The organism is Paenibacillus sp. NPDC057967, assembly GCF_042887015.1.
GTDB lineage: Bacteria > Bacillota > Bacilli > Paenibacillales > Paenibacillaceae > Pristimantibacillus.
Window position 1 is genome coordinate 195,434 of the sequence record NZ_JBHVQB010000006.1, and the last position, 17,609, is coordinate 213,042.

General features: G+C 51.4%; 14 protein-coding genes. 12 read left to right on the forward strand and 2 right to left on the reverse strand.

Annotated features, from left to right (window positions below; translation table 11 throughout):
• From ACFVSO_RS17150 to ACFVSO_RS17175, 6 genes are all read left to right on the forward strand, one after another.
• Nucleotides 1–2,045: cadherin-like beta sandwich domain-containing protein (locus ACFVSO_RS17150; RefSeq protein WP_387475675.1), on the forward strand; the 2,045-nt coding region annotated here is incomplete at its 5' end.
• Nucleotides 2,046–2,159: 114 nt separating this feature from the next.
• The gene (locus tag ACFVSO_RS17155) at nucleotides 2,160–3,851 is read left to right on the forward strand and encodes a GAF domain-containing sensor histidine kinase (protein WP_387475677.1); all 1,692 of its coding nucleotides are present in this window, start codon (nucleotides 2,160–2,162) and stop codon (nucleotides 3,849–3,851) included.
• 1 nt (nucleotide 3,852) lies between these two features.
• A complete protein-coding gene (locus ACFVSO_RS17160) occupies nucleotides 3,853–4,494 on the forward strand; it encodes a response regulator (protein WP_387475679.1) in 642 nt (213 codons plus the stop codon).
• A 138-nt stretch (nucleotides 4,495–4,632) separates the two neighbouring features.
• A complete protein-coding gene (locus ACFVSO_RS17165; RefSeq protein WP_387475681.1) occupies nucleotides 4,633–5,463 on the forward strand; it encodes an NmrA family NAD(P)-binding protein in 831 nt (276 codons plus the stop codon).
• Between the two features lie 16 nt (nucleotides 5,464–5,479).
• Nucleotides 5,480–6,025 carry an NADPH-dependent FMN reductase gene (locus ACFVSO_RS17170; protein ID WP_387475683.1) on the forward strand — a complete coding sequence of 182 codons (546 nt, stop codon included), beginning with the start codon at nucleotides 5,480–5,482 and terminating at the stop codon, nucleotides 6,023–6,025.
• A gap of 25 nt (nucleotides 6,026–6,050) precedes the next feature.
• Entirely contained in the window at nucleotides 6,051–7,262 is a 1,212-nt protein-coding gene (locus ACFVSO_RS17175; protein ID WP_387475685.1) for an MFS transporter, read from the forward strand.
• Between the two features lie 102 nt (nucleotides 7,263–7,364).
• Here ACFVSO_RS17175 and ACFVSO_RS17180 read toward each other — a convergent pair whose 3' ends face one another.
• Nucleotides 7,365–8,348 (reverse strand): sensor domain-containing diguanylate cyclase, encoded by a 984-nt coding sequence (locus ACFVSO_RS17180; protein ID WP_387475687.1) that lies wholly within the window; start codon nucleotides 8,346–8,348, stop codon nucleotides 7,365–7,367.
• 27 nt (nucleotides 8,349–8,375) lie between these two features.
• Nucleotides 8,376–9,182 (reverse strand): alpha/beta fold hydrolase, encoded by an 807-nt coding sequence (locus ACFVSO_RS17185; RefSeq protein WP_387475689.1) that lies wholly within the window; start codon nucleotides 9,180–9,182, stop codon nucleotides 8,376–8,378.
• 212 nt (nucleotides 9,183–9,394) lie between these two features.
• Here ACFVSO_RS17185 and ACFVSO_RS17190 point away from each other — a divergent pair, with 212 nt between their 5' ends.
• From ACFVSO_RS17190 to ACFVSO_RS17215, 6 genes are all read left to right on the forward strand, one after another.
• Nucleotides 9,395–10,093: a response regulator transcription factor gene (locus ACFVSO_RS17190; protein WP_387475691.1), complete on the forward strand. Its 699-nt coding sequence runs from the start codon at nucleotides 9,395–9,397 to the stop codon at nucleotides 10,091–10,093.
• Nucleotides 10,071–11,384, forward strand: coding sequence for a sensor histidine kinase (locus ACFVSO_RS17195; RefSeq protein WP_387475693.1), 1,314 nt, complete (start codon nucleotides 10,071–10,073; stop codon nucleotides 11,382–11,384). Before ACFVSO_RS17190 ends, ACFVSO_RS17195 begins: the two co-directional genes overlap by 23 nt.
• 242 nt (nucleotides 11,385–11,626) lie before the next feature.
• Nucleotides 11,627–13,081 carry an ABC transporter substrate-binding protein gene (locus ACFVSO_RS17200; protein WP_387475695.1) on the forward strand — a complete coding sequence of 485 codons (1,455 nt, stop codon included), beginning with the start codon at nucleotides 11,627–11,629 and terminating at the stop codon, nucleotides 13,079–13,081.
• Nucleotides 13,044–13,793, forward strand: coding sequence for an ABC transporter ATP-binding protein (locus ACFVSO_RS17205; protein WP_387475697.1), 750 nt, complete (start codon nucleotides 13,044–13,046; stop codon nucleotides 13,791–13,793). The genes ACFVSO_RS17200 and ACFVSO_RS17205 overlap by 38 nt, the downstream gene beginning before the upstream one ends.
• Nucleotides 13,759–14,799 (forward strand): efflux RND transporter periplasmic adaptor subunit, encoded by a 1,041-nt coding sequence (locus ACFVSO_RS17210; RefSeq protein ID WP_387475699.1) that lies wholly within the window; start codon nucleotides 13,759–13,761, stop codon nucleotides 14,797–14,799. The genes ACFVSO_RS17205 and ACFVSO_RS17210 overlap by 35 nt, the downstream gene beginning before the upstream one ends.
• Nucleotides 14,796–17,603, forward strand: a complete 2,808-nt coding sequence (locus ACFVSO_RS17215; protein ID WP_387475701.1) for an ABC transporter permease — start codon at nucleotides 14,796–14,798, stop codon at nucleotides 17,601–17,603. The genes ACFVSO_RS17210 and ACFVSO_RS17215 overlap by 4 nt, the downstream gene beginning before the upstream one ends.
• Nucleotides 17,604–17,609 lie beyond the last annotated feature (6 nt).

Consider the following 17,609-nt stretch of genomic DNA (forward strand, 5'->3'; position numbering starts at 1 on the left):
GAGCAGGCACGCGTACCTACGGCCCGGAGAGTCTGACGAGCGGAACAGCATCATCGGCGCTGCCGTTAAAAGTAGGCAGCAACCGCATAGAAGTGACGGTCACTTCGCCAAGCGGTACCGAGAAGACGTACACGGCCACGGTGACGCGCGCGGCAAGCAGCAATGCGGACCTGAGTGGACTTGCGCTGTCGGAAGGAACGCTGAGTCCATCGCCATTCACTCCTGCTACCACAGCTTATACGGCGAGCGTAGTTCATAGCATTAGCGGCCTGACCGTGACGCCGACACGTGCAGATAGCGGCGCAACGTTAAGCGTCAGCGTATATGATGGAGCAGGCACGCGTACCTACGGCCCGGAGAGTCTGACGAGCGGAACAGCATCATCGGCGCTGCCGTTAAAAGTAGGCAGCAACCGCATAGAAGTGATGGTCACTGCGCCAAGCGGCGTGGAGAAGAAGTACACGGTTACGGTAACGCGTGCAGTGAGCAGCAATGCGGACTTAAGTGGACTCGCATTGTCCGAAGGGACGCTGAGTCCATCGCCATTCGCACCAGCGACAACAGTTTATACGGCGAGCGTAGGTCATAGCATTAGCAGCCTGACCGTGACGCCGACACGTGCAGATAGCGGCGCAACGTTAAGTGTCAGCTTATATGACGGAGCAGGCATGCGTACCTACGGCCCGGAAAGTCTGACGAGCGGAACAGCATCATCGGCGCTGCCGTTAAAAGTAGGCAGCAACCGCATAGAAGTGACGGTTACGGCTCCAAGCGGTTCGGAGAAGACGTACACGGTCACGGTGACGCGTGCGGCTAGCAGCGGATCTGTCGCAGTTCCTTCCAAGCTGCTAATTGACAATAATGGCATTTGGGTAGATCCGGATTCATTAGATATATTGAAGGCCTCAGTAGTGTTGGAATCAAAACCAGGTGACAAGAGCAGCATCTATGTCACTCTTCCAGCTAGTGTGCTGGAGGACTATTCGAGTAAAAATCGGAGTTTATTAATCGAGATCCAAACCACTTTCGGCAGTCTTCTTGTTCCGGTCCAGTTGGCTTCGCTGCTTCCAGAGCTGAGCGAGCTGCTGGCTGCAAGCCATACGAATGCCAGCGAAATCGGTTTTAAGATCACGCTGACTGACAAGTCAGGGGACCAAAACATTCTTAAACAACTAGCGAGCCAATATCCGCAAGCTAAGCCCTGGGATGCCATGGCAGATTTTCAGGTAGAGATTGTTAATATCAAAACGGGGCAAACGATCGGGAAAGCTGGTTCAAGCAGCCAAGCGATAACCAAACTCCTTCCTATATCGAATCGGTTTACGACCGTGCCGGTCTTATGGGGTGCATTCCTCTATGAGGAATCGACCAAGACCTTTGCTTATGCACCTGCCCGAATCATTAGGATTGACGGCAAGCATTACGCGGAGATACGCTCCAATGCCAATACGACATATGTGGCGGGCGAGCATCAGGTCAGCTTTGCCGATACACAATCTCATTGGAGCCGAACGTACGTGGAGTTGGCTGCTGCCAAGGGGCTTGTCGAAGGCAATGGGGGCGGCCGTTACGCTCCCGATCAAGCCGTAACCCGAGCGGAATTTACCGCTATGCTAGTGCGTGCGTTGGGACGAAATACGACTGTGGATCGTATCGCATTGCCTTATCAAGACGTACAGTCTGATACCTGGTACTTCAGTACCGTTGCCAATGCCAAGAAGCTGGGACTTCTGGGCTTCGCCGGCAATCAGCAATTCCAGCCGGGTCAGGCGCTTACTCGTGAGGAGATGGCCGGCATGCTTGCGGCAGCGTTGAAGCTGGAAGGAATAACTGGATCTGGTGTTGCCTCTGCAGCATTAGGCCATTATCAGGACGTAGAGAATATTGATCCCGCAAAGTTGCAGGATGTGGGAATGATGGTGGGGCTTCAGATTATGACCGGAACCAGCGAGGAGTTGTTTAGCCCAAAAGGCGACATTACACGAGCGCAAGCTGCGACGGTGCTGATTCGTGCGTTGCAAGTGTTAGGATGGATTAATAAGTAATGCCTTGCAGGTGCGTGGATGGTTGATTGCCGTCCATGCGCCTTTTCATTATGATTATATTTATACTCTTGGAGAAATAAGGTATGATCTAGCTATTCAGATGGATTGCAAGAGATGGTGGTGAAATGGATGTACGAGGAACGGACGTTGCGTTATAAAGACTTGCTTATTCTGAAAACAATCGCAGAAACCTTGAACCAGAACCATGACATGAAGCCGATGCTTCAAAGCACGCTGGAGAAGCTGCTGGAACTGACCGGGCTGAAGACGGGCTGGATCTTTCTGGCGGATGATGAGCCAATCTATCATCATGTAGCGGATCATAATCTGCCTCCCGTGCTTGCCCGGAATAACAAAGAGTCTATGCGGGGCGAAGCCTGCTTTTGTCTCCAGCTCTATTGGAGAGACTCGCTTAATCAAGCGGTCAACATCATAGAATGCGAGCGTCTTCATAATTCTGGCGCACAGCTTGGCGATACGAATAATCTCACCCATCACGCCACGGTACCGCTGACGATATGCGGGGAGCGCTTCGGCTTGCTCAATGTGGGATCGCCTGGCAAAGAACATTTCAGCGACGAAGAGCTTGCCCTTCTTGAAGGGGTGGCTTATCAGATCGGCACAGCTGTGGAGCGCACTCGACTGCTTGAGCAAAGGGAGAAGCTCGCCGTTGACAATATTGCGCGCTATATTGTGGATTATTATAACAGCACCAAAGAAGTAACGCGGCATATTTGGTCGATTAATAACTTAAGAGAGCTGCTGCTCACGGTTGTATTGAATATTGGCACGTATTTCGACTGGCCTACGGTGGCGATCGCCGCTCATCATGGCAATCGGCTAACGCTGCGCGCTCTTTATGACAACGAGAGTGCAAGAGTCTTGAATGAATCCAGGTTCTATACAGAGAAAGAATCTTCGGATATTATTCATCAAGCATTTCTTGAACAGACCGTATGCCAGAGCAAGGATACCCCCTTTTCCTTTGCCGCACTACAACCTAGCCAAAATAGGTTTTCGATCGCGATCCCTCTGCAAAAACAAGAGCCGCTACTCGGAAACGAACCGCTCGGGGTGCTTCTTATCGGCAGAGAGTTGTCCACATTCAGCGAACTGGAGATTAAAATCTTAACAACGTTGGCGGATCATATTTCATTGGCAATGGAAAGAATCCGCTTGTACGACGAATGGCAGGATCTGCTGTTATCAGAAGAGCGGAACAGGCTCGCGCTTGATCTGCACGATTCTGTCAATCAGAAGCTGTTTTCCCTATCGCTGACTGCACAGGGCATTAAAGAGCTGCTGAGGGACGAAAACCCGCTTGTCGTGGACGGAATCAGCGATATTCAGAAGCTGTCGCAAGAGACATTGTCCGAGATGCGCACATTGATCTGGCAGCTTCGCCCGTACAGTGCCGAGAAGGGAATGCTTGCTTCTTTGAAGGAATACGCTTCAAAAATCGGCATTCATGTCACCTTGCAGATGAAGGATGATGTGCAATTCACCGAGAAGGTAGAAAAAACCTTGTGGCGGATCGGACAAGAAGCAATCAATAATGTGAGCAAGCATGCCCGGACGAATCGCGCTACGATCAAGATTCAGTCCAATGAAGACCATATTCAAATGAGTATCATTGACCATGGCTGCGGGTTCGAGCTCGAACAAGCAGAGACGAAGCTCGTGACGCTTGGCATTAGCAGCATGAATGAAAGAGCGGCTCAAGTCAATGGCAGCTTGAAAATCAACAGTACAGAAGGCAAAGGAACCATCGTTACCGTTACGGTGCCGCGCTCGAGGGAGAACTAACATGAAGACCATAAAAGTGCTGATCGTAGATGATCATTTGGTTGTACTCAGAGGACTGCGGTTCTTCTTGCAAACCCAGACCGCAATTGAAATTGTCGGTCAGGCCCAGAACGGGGAAGAGGCCCTCCAGCAGGTGCAAACGCTGAATCCCGATATTGTGCTCATGGATTTAATGATGCCGGGAATGAGCGGGATTGAGGCAACAAGGAAAATAACGGAGCAGTATCCGAAGGTGAAAGTCATTATTCTGTCGAGCTACTCAGACCGGGAGTCCGTGCTGCAAGCGATCAAGGCAGGCGCCATCGGCTATCAATTAAAGGATGTTAGACCGGAAGTATTAATCGAGTCTATACAGGCTGCGATGGATGGCAGAAAGACGCTGCATCCGGAAGCCACTCATCAGCTGATGTCCCACGTAGTCAAGGAGAATGATGAGGAGAAGCGAATCGACGTTCTCACAGCGAAGGAACGAGTAGTCTTGCAGCATATTACGCTCGGTCAGAGCAATAAGGAAATTGCGGCAGATCTTCATATTTCAGAAAAAACAGTAAAAACCCATATTACGCATATATTAGCCAAGCTTGAGATGCAGGATCGCACACAAGCTGCACTGTTCGCGACCAAAAACAAATGGTTCGGCTAATGGAAGGTCTTAGCCAAGGTCTTATCTTCGGATAAGACCTTTTTCTTATGTGTTTATTAGACGGATGCAGGACGCTACGAAGTGGGAATTGATGTAAATTTAGAAGTGTTCAACATACAATGAATCGATCTAAGGAGGATGGAACTTTTGACTATTCTAGTAACGGGTGCAACCGGAAATGTAGGACGGCATGTTGTTGATCAGCTTGTCCGTTCGGGCGCTCGCGTCAGAGCCCTTACGCGTAATCCTGCAACTGCTAATCTGCCACAGCCTGTGGAGGTTGTATATGGGGAGTTAACCGATCCGCAGACCCTTGTTCCGGCACTGAATGGAGTAACCGCCATGCATTTGATTACCTTTAACGGTGCCGACTCCGCTCCGCTGCAAACCGGGGCTGAAATCGTAGCGCTGGCTGAAAAGGCTGGCGTACGAAAAGTGACGCTATTGTGGAGCGGCGAGAGAGGCCCGGTAGAAGAGGCGGTAGAAGCAAGCAGGCTGGAATGGACCCATCTCCAGCCGCCTGTTGAATTCATGTCCAATGCAAGAGAATGGGCGGAATCCATTCGATCGGAAGGTGTGGTCAGGGGGCTGAACGGTCAAGTATTAAGTGCCATGATTCATGAAGCGGATATTGGCAGCGTCGCTGCAACGGTGCTTATGGAGGATGGCCACGCCTTTAAAAGCTATACGTTGACCGGGCCTGAAGTGTTATCCATATCTGACAAGATACGCTTAATGAGTGCAGAGATTGGCCGGGATATTGGGTTCGTTCAATTGTTAGAGGAGGAAGAACGAGCCAAGATGCGAGAGGCCGGTATTCAGGAAGACGTCATCGATTATGTCGTCGGCTGGCACGCTAATCCGCCTAAGGAGTCTTATCAGGTCTTGCCGACTGTAGAACAGATTACGGGGCGTCCCGCGCGGACGTTCGCACAATGGCTAACCGAAAATAGAGAACAATTTATATAAAAGGGAGATGAAGCAAATGAGCGAGCAGCTTAAGATTGGCATTATATTGGGGAGTACCCGTCAAGGACGGGTGAGCCCTCAAGTCGGTGAATGGATTAAAGGCATAGCCGAAGGGCGCAGAGATGGACACTATGAGATTATTGATATAGCCGATTATAAGCTACCCTTTATGGGAGAAGGCGATCCGCAAGATGCGGGCGTGAAGTCCTGGGCGCAAAAAATCGATGAAATGGATGGATATATATTCATCGTTGCGGAATACAATCATAGCATAACCGGGGTTCTGAAAAATGCGCTCGATTCGGCCTATCATGAATGGAATAACAAAGCAGCCGGAATAGTGAGCTATGGCTCGACCGGAGGCGCTCGTGCAGCCGAGCATTTGCGGGGGATATTAGGTGAATTGCTGGTAGCGGATGTACGCGTTCATCCTACCTTGTCCATCTTCACGGATTTTGAACAATTCCATACCTTTAAACCCGCCGAGCTGCATACGAAAACCGTTCAAGATATGTTGGATCAAGTGACAGCCTGGAGCGGCGCATTAAAAGGATTGCAATAATTCCGGGTAGCAAGGGGAAAAGAGTATGATGAAGCATAGTGATGGGGATGGCGGTTATTGGTCGGCAGCATACCTTAGAATCTGCATGTGCAATATGCTTGTCTTCTTGTCCTTTCAGATGCTGCTGCCTACGCTTCCCGTTTATCTGACGGACACCGGTGTAGAACGGACTGCCGTAGGGCTTGTTGTTGCCATTATTACAGTTGCAGCAGTCCTCATCCGATTATGGACGGGATATGCGCTGGATCACTGGAATCGAAAGAGAATCGTTATCGCGGGATTGCTGGCATTCCTGCTCGCATCTCTTGCTTACATGCTATCACCATCGTTGGGCTGGATTATCGGCTGCAGTATCGGACTTGGCATCGGCTGGGGTATCTTGACTGCCTCTTACGCAACGCTCGTGTCCGATCTGATTCCACCAGGTCAACAAGGAGCGGGCATCGGCACCTTTATGTTATTCGGCCTGGCCAGTATGGCGGTCGGTCCGTATGCGGGCGGGTGGATATATGGGCAATTTGGTGCATTGGCGTTGTTCATGGCGGCTTCTGCGGTTGCCGTGCTACCGCTAGTGCTGTCCTTAAGGGGACGGAATGAAGGGAAGGCTCCCTCCCAAGCGATTGCTCCCTCTGGACGCCGTTCGCATGCAATTCTGGCGAGCATGTTTGAGCGCTCCGCATTGCTTCCGGCTGCGCTGCTTATGTTATTCACATGCTGCTATGGAGGCATTCTGACATATGTTGTATTATACGGACAGCAGCTTGGCATCATAAATGGCGGGATATTCTTCCTGCTGTCTAGCGGCGCCTCGATTCTAGTAAGACCACTGGCAGGAAAGCTATTCGACAGGAGAGGACCTGCGTATGTTCTCGTGCCCGGCATTATGCTTGGCATTGTTGCTTTAACTATGTTGTCGGCAGCAACAGACTTCTCGTTATTTGCACTATCAGCCTTTGTCTATGGCTTGTCGTTCGGAGCCGTACAGCCTTATATGCTGGCATGGACGATTCAACGGGCGTTGCCAGAGAGACGCGGTGCGGCCAATAGCACTTTTCTGATCGGGATGGACATCGGCATAGCAACAGGCTCAGCTTTGCTTGGACTAGGGGTCAAGAATGGCGAATATGCTCCCCTATTTGGCTTATGTGCCGGTATTCTTGGCGTACTTCTTCTCCTCTATGTCGCCAATCTTGTCTATGTGAGACGGAGTTCTCGTTCATCAAGCAGCGAGCATTAAGAGCAAAACCTATTGATTGGATTAATAAAGACGAGCACCGGGAATCCCGGTGCTCGTCTCTTTCATACGCAGGGTTCTGCGTTTTGGTAACTTGGGAGCCGATTAGCTTCTTACGAGATTCGCAGCATGAGTCGCCCGATTTCTTCCGCCGCTCTTCGAAGCATACAAAGCCTGATCGGCTTGATTCAGCAGCGACTGCTCCGTATCTCCGCTTGTTGCGGTAGCAACCCCGATGCTGATCGTAATCTGGTATTCGCCCAGCAGCGTCGAAGCGGTGGTGGCACAGTATCTGTCCGCTATGGATAGGCCTGCCTCTTGATCCGTATCCGGCAGCACAGCGACAAATTCTTCGCCGCCGTAGCGGGCGACAATGTCGTTCTCGCGGGACATCGACTGGAGCAAGCGGGCCAGGTTGGTCAGCACCAGATCGCCGACGGGATGTCCGTACGTGTCATTGATTTTCTTGAAATGGTCAATATCGATTATGAACAGCGAGAACGGCAGTCCTTCTTCGCGATAGGAGGCAAGAGAGGCCAATAGCTTCTCTTGGAAGTACCGCCGATTCCCAAGCCCGGTCAGCGTATCCGTCCAGGCCATCGCCTCCAGCTGATGATTGATCCGCAGCAGCTCTTGCTGCTTGACCTCATATTCGGCATGAAGCAGCTCCAGCTTCTGATTGGCTTCGTTCGTCTTCTGGTACAGCTCCTCCAGCTTTGCTTTGCTCTGCAGCACATCCTTCTCATGCTCAATACGCTTGCGCATAGCGAGCACGACGCAATCAATGAAGGTTTCGCCGCCGCGCTGCTGGCGGACGCCGTTCAGCAGGACGGGTACATCCTGCCCGGCGATAGTCCGGAAGGAGACATACATCTCGTTTACATGTCCGTGGAGCTGAATATAGGGATAGAAATAGGTGTGAAAAAACAGCTTGTTCGTCACGGACATCGTGGTTTCAAGATGCCGCCCGAGCAGCTCGTCGCGTTCGTAGCCCAGCATGTTCAGCAGCGTCCCATTAGCAGATTGAATAATGCCCGCGCTTGAGATGGAGAAATAACCGCAAGGAGCTGTATCTAATAAAATATCCATATACAACCGTCAGCCTTTCCATAGTAGTTAGCCGCTTGCCGCCAAATAATGTTTGATCAGCTCCGTTGTTTCCTTCGGATGGCTGAGGTGCGGATAATGGCCCTTGGCGGCCATTTGCCGAAGCGTGCTGTTTTTCAGATGGGCATGCAGGTAATGCCCGACTTCGACGGGAGCGATGCTGTCTTCCGAGCACTGAAGAATGAGTGTAGGAATCGATGATTCCTCCAGCTCTACACGGCAATCGGAATAGAAGGTGACTTCCGCGAATTGTCTGGCAATATGCGGATCTCTGGAGCAAAAGCTCTGCTCCAGCTCCTCCGTCAGCTCGCGGCGCTCGGAGTTCATGACGATCGGTGCGAGATAACTGGCCCAGCCGATAAAATTCATTTGCATCATTTGGAGCAGCTCGTCTATGTCCGTTCGCTCGAACCCGCCGATATAATTCGGCAGATCGTTCACGTAACAGGGAGAAGGTCCCAGCATGACGATGCGGCTGAAGTGATGAGGCTCGCGAATGGATGCCAGCATACCGATCATGCTGCTGACGGAGTGGCCGACGAATACAGCGTCTCTCACATCAAGCGCCTCCATAATATCCAGCACGTCTTGCGCGTAACCTTGCAAATCATTATATTTTTGCGGATCATAATAATGGAGTTGAGAGTTTCCCGAGCCTACATAATCAAATAATACAATACGATAGTTGTCGGCAAAGCCGGGTACGATATAGCGCCACATGTCCTGGTCACAGCCGAAGCCGTGCGCCAGCATCATCGTCTGGCTTCCGGAGCCCAGTATCTTAACATTATTTCGTTCAAGAATATTCACAGTCATAGGGGAATCCCCTCCGGGTCGTAGATTATCAATGATAGGGAGAAGCTTATACCTATTATATCGGATATACAACTGAAATGAAGGGCAAAAAATTACAAAATTCGCCATGATAATTATGTTTTTTCCTTAGTTATGCCATATCGTTCTAATTTAATTTTAAGCTTCCTCGCTTATACTGAATGCATTCTTAGACTCGGAAAGGTTGGAAAGGTATGCAGGTGCTGGTAGTTGAAGACGATGTTTCGTTAATGCATGCCGTCTCCAGCGTATTTCGGGAGGAAGGCTTTACGGTCCACGAATCGTTATGCGGTGACGAAGGTTTGTTCATGGCCGAACAGGACATCTATGATCTGATCATATTGGATGTGATGCTGCCGGGCATGAGCGGTATTGCACTTATTCATCATTTAAGGTCACAGGGCATCATGACGCCCATTCTGCTGCTCTCGGCGGTGGACGTTATTGAGCGCAGAGTTCAGGGTCTGGATGCGGGGGCGGATGACTATGTGGTTAAGCCGGTTGCCTTTCCTGAATTGCTGGCTCGTTCAAGAGCGATTCTGCGCAGACACGGCAAGCTCGGGGACACAGGGGACATCAGAGTGGGAGGAGTGGTCCTCCGGCCTAGAATTCAGGAAGGATTCGTGAGCGAGGTTCCCCTGAAGCTCTCGGCCAAAGAATATGAGCTGTTTGAGTTTCTTCTTATTAATAGGAATCAGATATTGACGCGCGAGCAGATCTTGGATCGAATATGGGGATTTGATACGGATTCGGGGGCCGGTATCGTGGATCTGTATATTCATTATTTAAGGAAGAAGCTGACCGCGCAAGGTTTTTCTGATCTGATCCAAACGGTTCGCGGCATAGGCTATATGGTAAAGGGGAAAGCCGATGTTCCGAAAAACGAAAACTAGGCTGACTCTGCTGAATGCATCCGTCATGTTCCTCATTCTTGCTTTGCTCGGAACGAGTATGTATGTGTACTTGCGTACCGCTATTATAGGGAAGATCGATCATGCCATGCAGACACGGGCAGCGGAATATTCATCGCAGCAACTAGAGAGGGCCATTTCCATCACCGGGGGTGTTGCGACCCGCATTGCGTCATTAGGGACTTGGAGCACGACGGCCAGTACATTTGAGCGTACGATTAATTTGATTATTTGGGATGAGGAGCATCACCCTTTAACGACGCTTATACCGGAAAGATATCCCTATCCGCTTGTGGAGAAGCTGAAGCGTACATTTCATAAGACGGAGTTGTTCAACGTTCGGCATGACGGGGCGGTGTACCGGGTCATTAATATTAAGATTAACGCAGACAATGCGAAGCGGCTGAATTATCTTTCCGTACCGGATAATGATGACAGCTACATACAGTTAATCAGCGATATCAGCACGGAGATCGGCATGTTGAATGTTGTACTGGGACTTATTATGATTGGCATTGTGTTCGGCGGGGGCGTATCGGTATTCGCCGGTTTGTATTTGGCTGATCGAGCGCTTGTGCCCATTCGTTCATCCTGGGAAAAGCAGCAGCAATTTGTGGCCGACGCGTCACATGAGCTGCGAACTCCGCTGGCTGTATTGCAGACGCATACGGAGCTGCTGCTTCGCCACCCTGACCACACGATTGAGCAGGACAGTCGTGAAATCTCAACGATACTGAACGAAATACGGCGAATGAAGAAGCTGGTTAACGGCTTGCTGACTCTGTCGCAGACCGATGCGGACAAGCTTGAGCTTCAGATGAAGCCGGTCTCATTAGGGCGTTTGGCGGAGCAGGTGCTGGAGCAAATTATGCCGCTTGCTTCTCTGAAGGATATTGCCTTATCGTGGCAGGTAAATCCTAACATTATGGTATATGGAGATGAAGAACGCCTTCAACAATTGCTGATGATCGTATTGGATAATGCGATCAAGTACACGCCGGGGGGCGGGAGCGTTCATTTGTCGTGCAAGACAGCTTCGGGGCATGTCATCTTGACGGTCAAGGATAATGGAATGGGCGTAGCTGCTGCGGATTTGCCTCATATCTTTGACCGGTTTTACCGGGGAGACAAGGGGCGCTCCCGCACAGAAGGAGGGGCTGGCCTTGGACTCTCCATTGCCAGGTGGATTGTATTGCGACATGCCGGGAAGATTGAAGCAACCAGTATTCATCAACAAGGCATGAAGATCACCCTCACACTGCCAGCTATGTAGCTGCCATTCATCAGTCGGTGAGCCTCACTTTTAATCCATTTGTCTATTAACCTCCATTCATGGAGGTTTTTTTGCTGTTCTGGCTCCCAATCAGGCAGTGCTGCTGCCGGTCCGCGTGCGGCATTACACAGAAATGCCATCATTCTTTAAGGTTCGTTTAAAGTTCTCTAAGACAATTCTAAGAGAACACCTTCATGCTGACCTATAGATATCCATTACAAGCTTGAAAGGGGAAATAAAGAATGAAGCAAATGTTAGGAAAAGGGGTCATCTATTGTTTACTGTTCGTCATCGTTTTGGCGGGTTGCAGCTCGAATAATGGAGAGGGCAAGTCTCAGGGAATCGACCCGGACAAACCGGTAACGTTAAAGGTTGCGTTCATCAATGAGCAGATGTTCTACCAAAGCTACGGCAATGTGTTCAGCGCTAAATATCCGAATGTGCAATTCGAGGTCATCTCGACCATGGAAGCGGCTATGAGCAAAGATCCCACGCAAGCGATGATCGATCTGATCGACAAGAATCATCCGGATGTCGTCATGCTGACTAAGGCGCAATATGAAGCGCTGGCGGCGGAAGGGAGGTTATACGAGCTTGACTCGATGGTCACGCAAAGCGGATTTGATTTGGAGCAAATGGTGGAAGGTGTCGTTCAATTGCTGCGTGATGCTGGCGGCGGCAAGCTCTATGGACTTGCACCTACATTCAACACCAATGCGCTGTACTACAACAAAGATTTGTTCGCCAAATACGGCGTGCCAGAACCAACGGATTTCATGACTTGGGAGGAAGTGCTCAAGCTGGCTGCCAGATTCCCGACTGATGGCGATGCCGAGACTCGGATTTACGGTCTGGCAAGCTCCATGTTTGCCGAAGATGCGTTCCAGCTCATTAAGGACATGGCAGCTGCCAAAGGCTTGAACTATTTGAACGCGGATGCGACAGAATTGACGATGTCGGAGCCGGAATGGAAGGAGATCTTCCGTGAGGTTGTGGAGGGCTATCAGAACAAGACGATTCATCAACCTGAGCCGCCGCAAGGAGACGGGGGGATGATATTCTCGCCAGACAGTATGCTCTTTAATAATGGACGGGCGGCGATGGTCATCGATAACTCCAGCATGATTAATTTTGGAGGCGGAGGCATGGCCATAAGCACAGTCAGATCGAGTGACGGCTCCGATTCATCCAGCAGCCAGCCGGAAGAAGTGAACATGGGAGTTGTGACAGCTCCGGTTGACGCCGCTACGCCAGATATGACAAGCACTTATACGGTATCTCAAATATTCGCCATCAACGCCGCTTCGTCACAGGCTGATATGGCATGGGCATTTATCCAGTACGTTCATGGGGATGAAGCTGCCAAGATTCGCTCGAACACAGCGATGGATCTGCAGTCACGCCTTGGCTACGAGACGAATTCCAATGGCGTAAACCTGGAGCCGTTCTATAAGCTTAAGCCGCTCCCGATGGAGACAACGCAGTGGTACCCTAAGGGTTTCCGCAGCAGCTTCGCAACGATTGCCAATGAAGAGATTAGCGCCGCGTCAAGCGGAAGCAAAAGTGTGGATGAAGCGTTCGAAGCTATTGTAAGCAGAGGAGCGGATGCGCTGGCTGAAGCCAATCTGAGCGGAGAGAAGGAGCAAGGCGGGGGCGGAGGTGGCGGTTTTGCAACAAGCCTCATGTTCGCAGGATAATCGGGATCGGAATCATCTGGAAGGCGGGCTTGATTCATGTTCGCAGCCAATCGTCAGCTTATCTGGCATCTACAAGACATTTCGTACGGGTTCGACGGAAATTCAGGTGCTAAAGGGGATTGATTTCAGCTTGAACGCCGGACAGCTTGCCATCCTGAAGGGCAGATCGGGTTCAGGCAAAACCACATTACTGAACATAATCGGCGGTTTGGATTTGCCGACTGAAGGCCAGGTTCAGGTTGGCGGACATCAATTTCATCAAATGGGAGACAAGCAGCGCACCCATGTCCGTAAAAGCGAAATCGGGTTCATCTTTCAAGCCTTTGCGCTGCATCCCCTGTTGTCGGCTTGGGAAAATGTTGAACTGGGCTTGCGATTATCGGGCGTTCCGTCTGCGCAATGGAAGGATAGAATCGATTATTGTTTGGAGCAGGTCGGGATGACACAGAGGGCGCAGCATCGCCCCTATGAGCTGTCGGGAGGGGAGCAGCAACGGATAGCGATTGCCAAGGCGATCGCCCCCCGGCCCCGGCTGCTGCTGGCGGATGAGCCGACAGCGGAGCTGGATACTCGTATGTCAGAACGGATTATGCTGCTGTTCGAAACGCTTCGTTCGGAAGAGAGGATGACGATAAGTATGACGACACATGACCAAACGATGCTGGAGGTGGCTGACCATGTCTACGAAATGGCGGATGGTAGACTGGGCTAGGCGCCATGGGCGCAACATGCTGCTTGGTGTATGCTGTGCGGGATTGATCGTGTCGACTTCCGCTTGCAGCTTCTCGCCGCAATCGGAAGAAGCAGAGCTGATTGAGCTGATCGAGCCTCCCAACATTTCCAAAAAACCGGAATATAAAGTAGCCAAAGCGACGATCGAGATTAAAGTGAATGCGACGGGCAAGCTGCTGTCGAAGCGGCAGGAAAGCTTGCATTTCCTATCAAATAGCGGTCAAATTGCTGAAGTGCTCGTTCAACCCGGCGATAAGGTAGCGGCTGGGCAGCTGATTGCTGTCATAGATACCGGCACTCTTGAGAATCAAATCAAACGCAAGGAGATCGAGATCAGGCAGGCTGAGCTCAACATGATTGAGAAGATCAGAGCGAATACCCATAGCGAGGTTGACGACTTGAACTTCGAGCTCCTGAAGAGCGAGATGGAGGAGCTGAAGGCGCAGCGGGATGCCTCTCGGCTGACCGCCCCGTTCAGCGGCACTCTTGTTTCCTTCAACAAGAAAATAGGAGATGCCATTAAGGCGTACGAATCAGTTGGCGTGATATCGGACATGAGCACGCTAACGGTCGCCGTCAAGTTCTCTGCTTCTGATCTGGAGAAGATCGCGTTAGGCATGGAGGCGAGCGTGAACATTAATACGGCGGGTACTCATCCTGGTAAAGTCTCGCGGATGCCGTTAGCCAGCGAGTCCGGAAATAAGGATGAATCGCTGGATTCGTATGTTCTAATCGAATTGGATCAATTCCCGGCAGATGTACAAGCCGGGACGCCGCTCAGCGCTTCTGTTGTGACGGAACGCAAGCAAGATGCGGTGTTGATCCCGCCGTCCGCGCTGAAGAAAGTATCAGGCAGAAATTATGTGCAGGTTATGGATGAGGATGGCAATAAGCGTGAAGTGGATGTTGAAGTGGGGCTGACAACAGCTACCGAGATAGAGATCTTGAAGGGGCTTGAGCCGGGTCAGAGGGTGATTGGGCAATGAAGCCGCTGCTTCGATTTCTTCGGCGTAAAATGTGGAACAACCGTCCGCTGACGATCAGCTCTTTTATTGGATTATTGCTTGCCGTTTCATTTACAAGCAGCATTCCCTTTTATACGGACCACGCTTTGTCCAGGATCATCAGCACGACGCTCCATGAAGAGGGTTCGGGTGCGCCGCCGGGTTCGCTTCTGACAAGGTATCAACCGATGCGCAACGATCCTGCCGATCCAGAGGCGCTCGCTGCCCTGCACGACTATATGATGAACAAGCTGCCAGAGCAGATCGACTATCCGCTGCTGCAATCTATCGCTACCTACTCCGTCACGCAATCGCAGCTTCGGCTAGATGTATCAGGGGGCGGCACAGATAATCGCAGAAGGCAAATGTCGCTTATGTCCCAATCGGGATTGGCTGAACACATAGAGATTACCAGCGGAGCGATGTATGGAGCTTCACCCGGCAACGATGGGATTATTGAAGCGGTTGTCTCGGAAAATGCGCGAAGCCGGAACTATCTGGAGGTCGGCGACGTGTATCAATATACGCTGCCTACAGCCAAAGGCAATAAGGTCTTGCGTATCAAAATCGTAGGGGTGTTCCAGCCGAAGGATGCAGAATCGCCTTATTGGTATCAAGGGCTGGATGTCTTCTCGGGCACTCTGATGATGGACCCGGATGTATTCTCGGAAGAGCTTATGTCGAGCCTGTCTGCTTCGGTCAACACGGTGAACTGGTATGGGCTTTATGATCTGCAGAATCTTCAAAGCGGTGATTTGAGCAGGCTGGAGAAGCTCTTGCAGAGGCTGGAGCCGGATATGTACCAGATGCTGCGCAATAGCCGGGTCGATCTAAGCTTTCTGGATCTGATCCGAACGTTCAAGAAGGAAAGCTTGCAGGTGCAAATGACCTTATTTACACTGGCTGCGCCTATGCTTGCACTCTGCTTCTATTTTATCTATATCAATGCCAGACAATCTCTGGAGCGGCAGCGCAATGATATTGCGGTGCTTCGCAGCCGCGGGGCGGAGATGCGGCTCATCTATGCCATCTTCCTGCTCGAAGGAGCGTTGCTGGGTGCGATCGCATGGCTTCTTGGCATGTTAGGTGCAGCAGGAATGGCACGGCTTATGGTGACAACGGATGGATTTATGCAATTCGCGATCGGCAAGGATGCTGACATCGGATGGAGCGATGCTGCCGGCTTATACGGACTCGCTGCCGTTGCGGTGGCCATTCTAGCGGGATTGCTGCCTGTCGCGGGTTACGGCAGGCAGTCGATCGTCGGGCATAAGCAGGAGCTGGCAAGAGCCGACCGGAGGCCATTATGGCAGCGTTGGTATCTCGATGTCGTGTTGGTGCTTGCTTCCGGTGCCGGGTGGTATCTTTTCCAAAGCGGTCAGCTGCTTGCAGGACAGCAATCCCAGTCCGGCGGCATGCAGATTCATCCTGCGTTTTTCTTTGTTCCGGCTGTCGCCGTCTTCTCGGCTGGACTCGTCAGTCTTCGTTTATTCCCTTTGCTGCTGAAGCTGCTTCATCGGATGCTGCGAAGATGGCTTCCGATTACGTTTCACCTTGCGCTCGTTCAGCTGTCCCGTTCGCAAAGGAGCTATTTTCCTTTAATGCTGCTGCTCGTTATGACGATGGGACTTGGCATTTATCATGCTTCGGCGGCGCGAACGATTGACAGGAATGAAGGCGAGAGGATCATGTACAGCAATGGAACCGATGTCGTGCTTCAGCCTGTGTGGGAAGGAAAGCTCCAGCTGTATGATGAGAACGGCAACTATATCCCTGATGATCAGCCCAGGGATACGATCTACACGGAGCCACCCCTCGCCCCGTTTGAAAAGATGCCGGGTGTGAAATCGCATGTACGTGTGCTTCAAACAGAAGGGGATCTTGCTGTGGCTGGCAAGTCGCTAGGCAAAGGGATGCTGATGGGCATCGACAATGTCGACTTCGCAAGCAGCGCATGGTGGCGGCATGATCTGTACAAGGCGGCACATCCCTTCCATCTGCTGCGCTGGCTGGGCAACTATGAACAAGGAGTCATCGTATCCCAATCCTTCGCCCAGCGTAACGCCTTGAAGCAAGGCGACCTGATTCAGATGACCGTACAGAAGGTACCGATTGAATTTGTTGTTGTGGGCATCACGCAATATTGGCCTTCGCTGTCTCCGCAGCAGCCTTTCGTCATCGCCAATCTGGATTATGTATACGATCATATTCCGCTTACTCCTTATGCGCTTTGGCTGGATATGGAGGATGGCGCTAAAGTGATGCCGGTCGTGAACCATTTGCGCGAACAAGGCATTGAAACTTCCAGCTTGCGGGATGCGCGCAATGAACGGATTTTGCAGAAGCTGCTTCCTTCCAGGGAGGGAACCTACGGCATTCTGACGCTTGGTTTTATCGTATCGGTCGCCGTATCTTTCATCGGCTATTTGCTCTTCTGGATCTACAGTCTAGCGAGAAGAACGGTACAGATGGGCATATTGCGCGCTACGGGTTTGGCGCGCGGTCAGCTGACCTTCATCCTGCTGCTAGAGCAGCTGCTTACAACGGGACTCGCCATTGGGCTTGGACTTGGGATCGGCCGCTTGGTCAGCAAGCTGTTTCTGCCGCTGCTGCAGACTAGCGGAGGGGCTCAGGTGCCGCCGTTCACGATCATATTCGAGCTGAGGGACACGGTGCAGCTGCTTGTCATTGTGCTGGCCATGCTGTCCATTGGAGCTTGTGTGCTGACTGTTCAAATTTGGCGTCTGCGCGTTCATCAGGCCGTGAAGCTGGGAGAGGAAAGGTAGGGATTG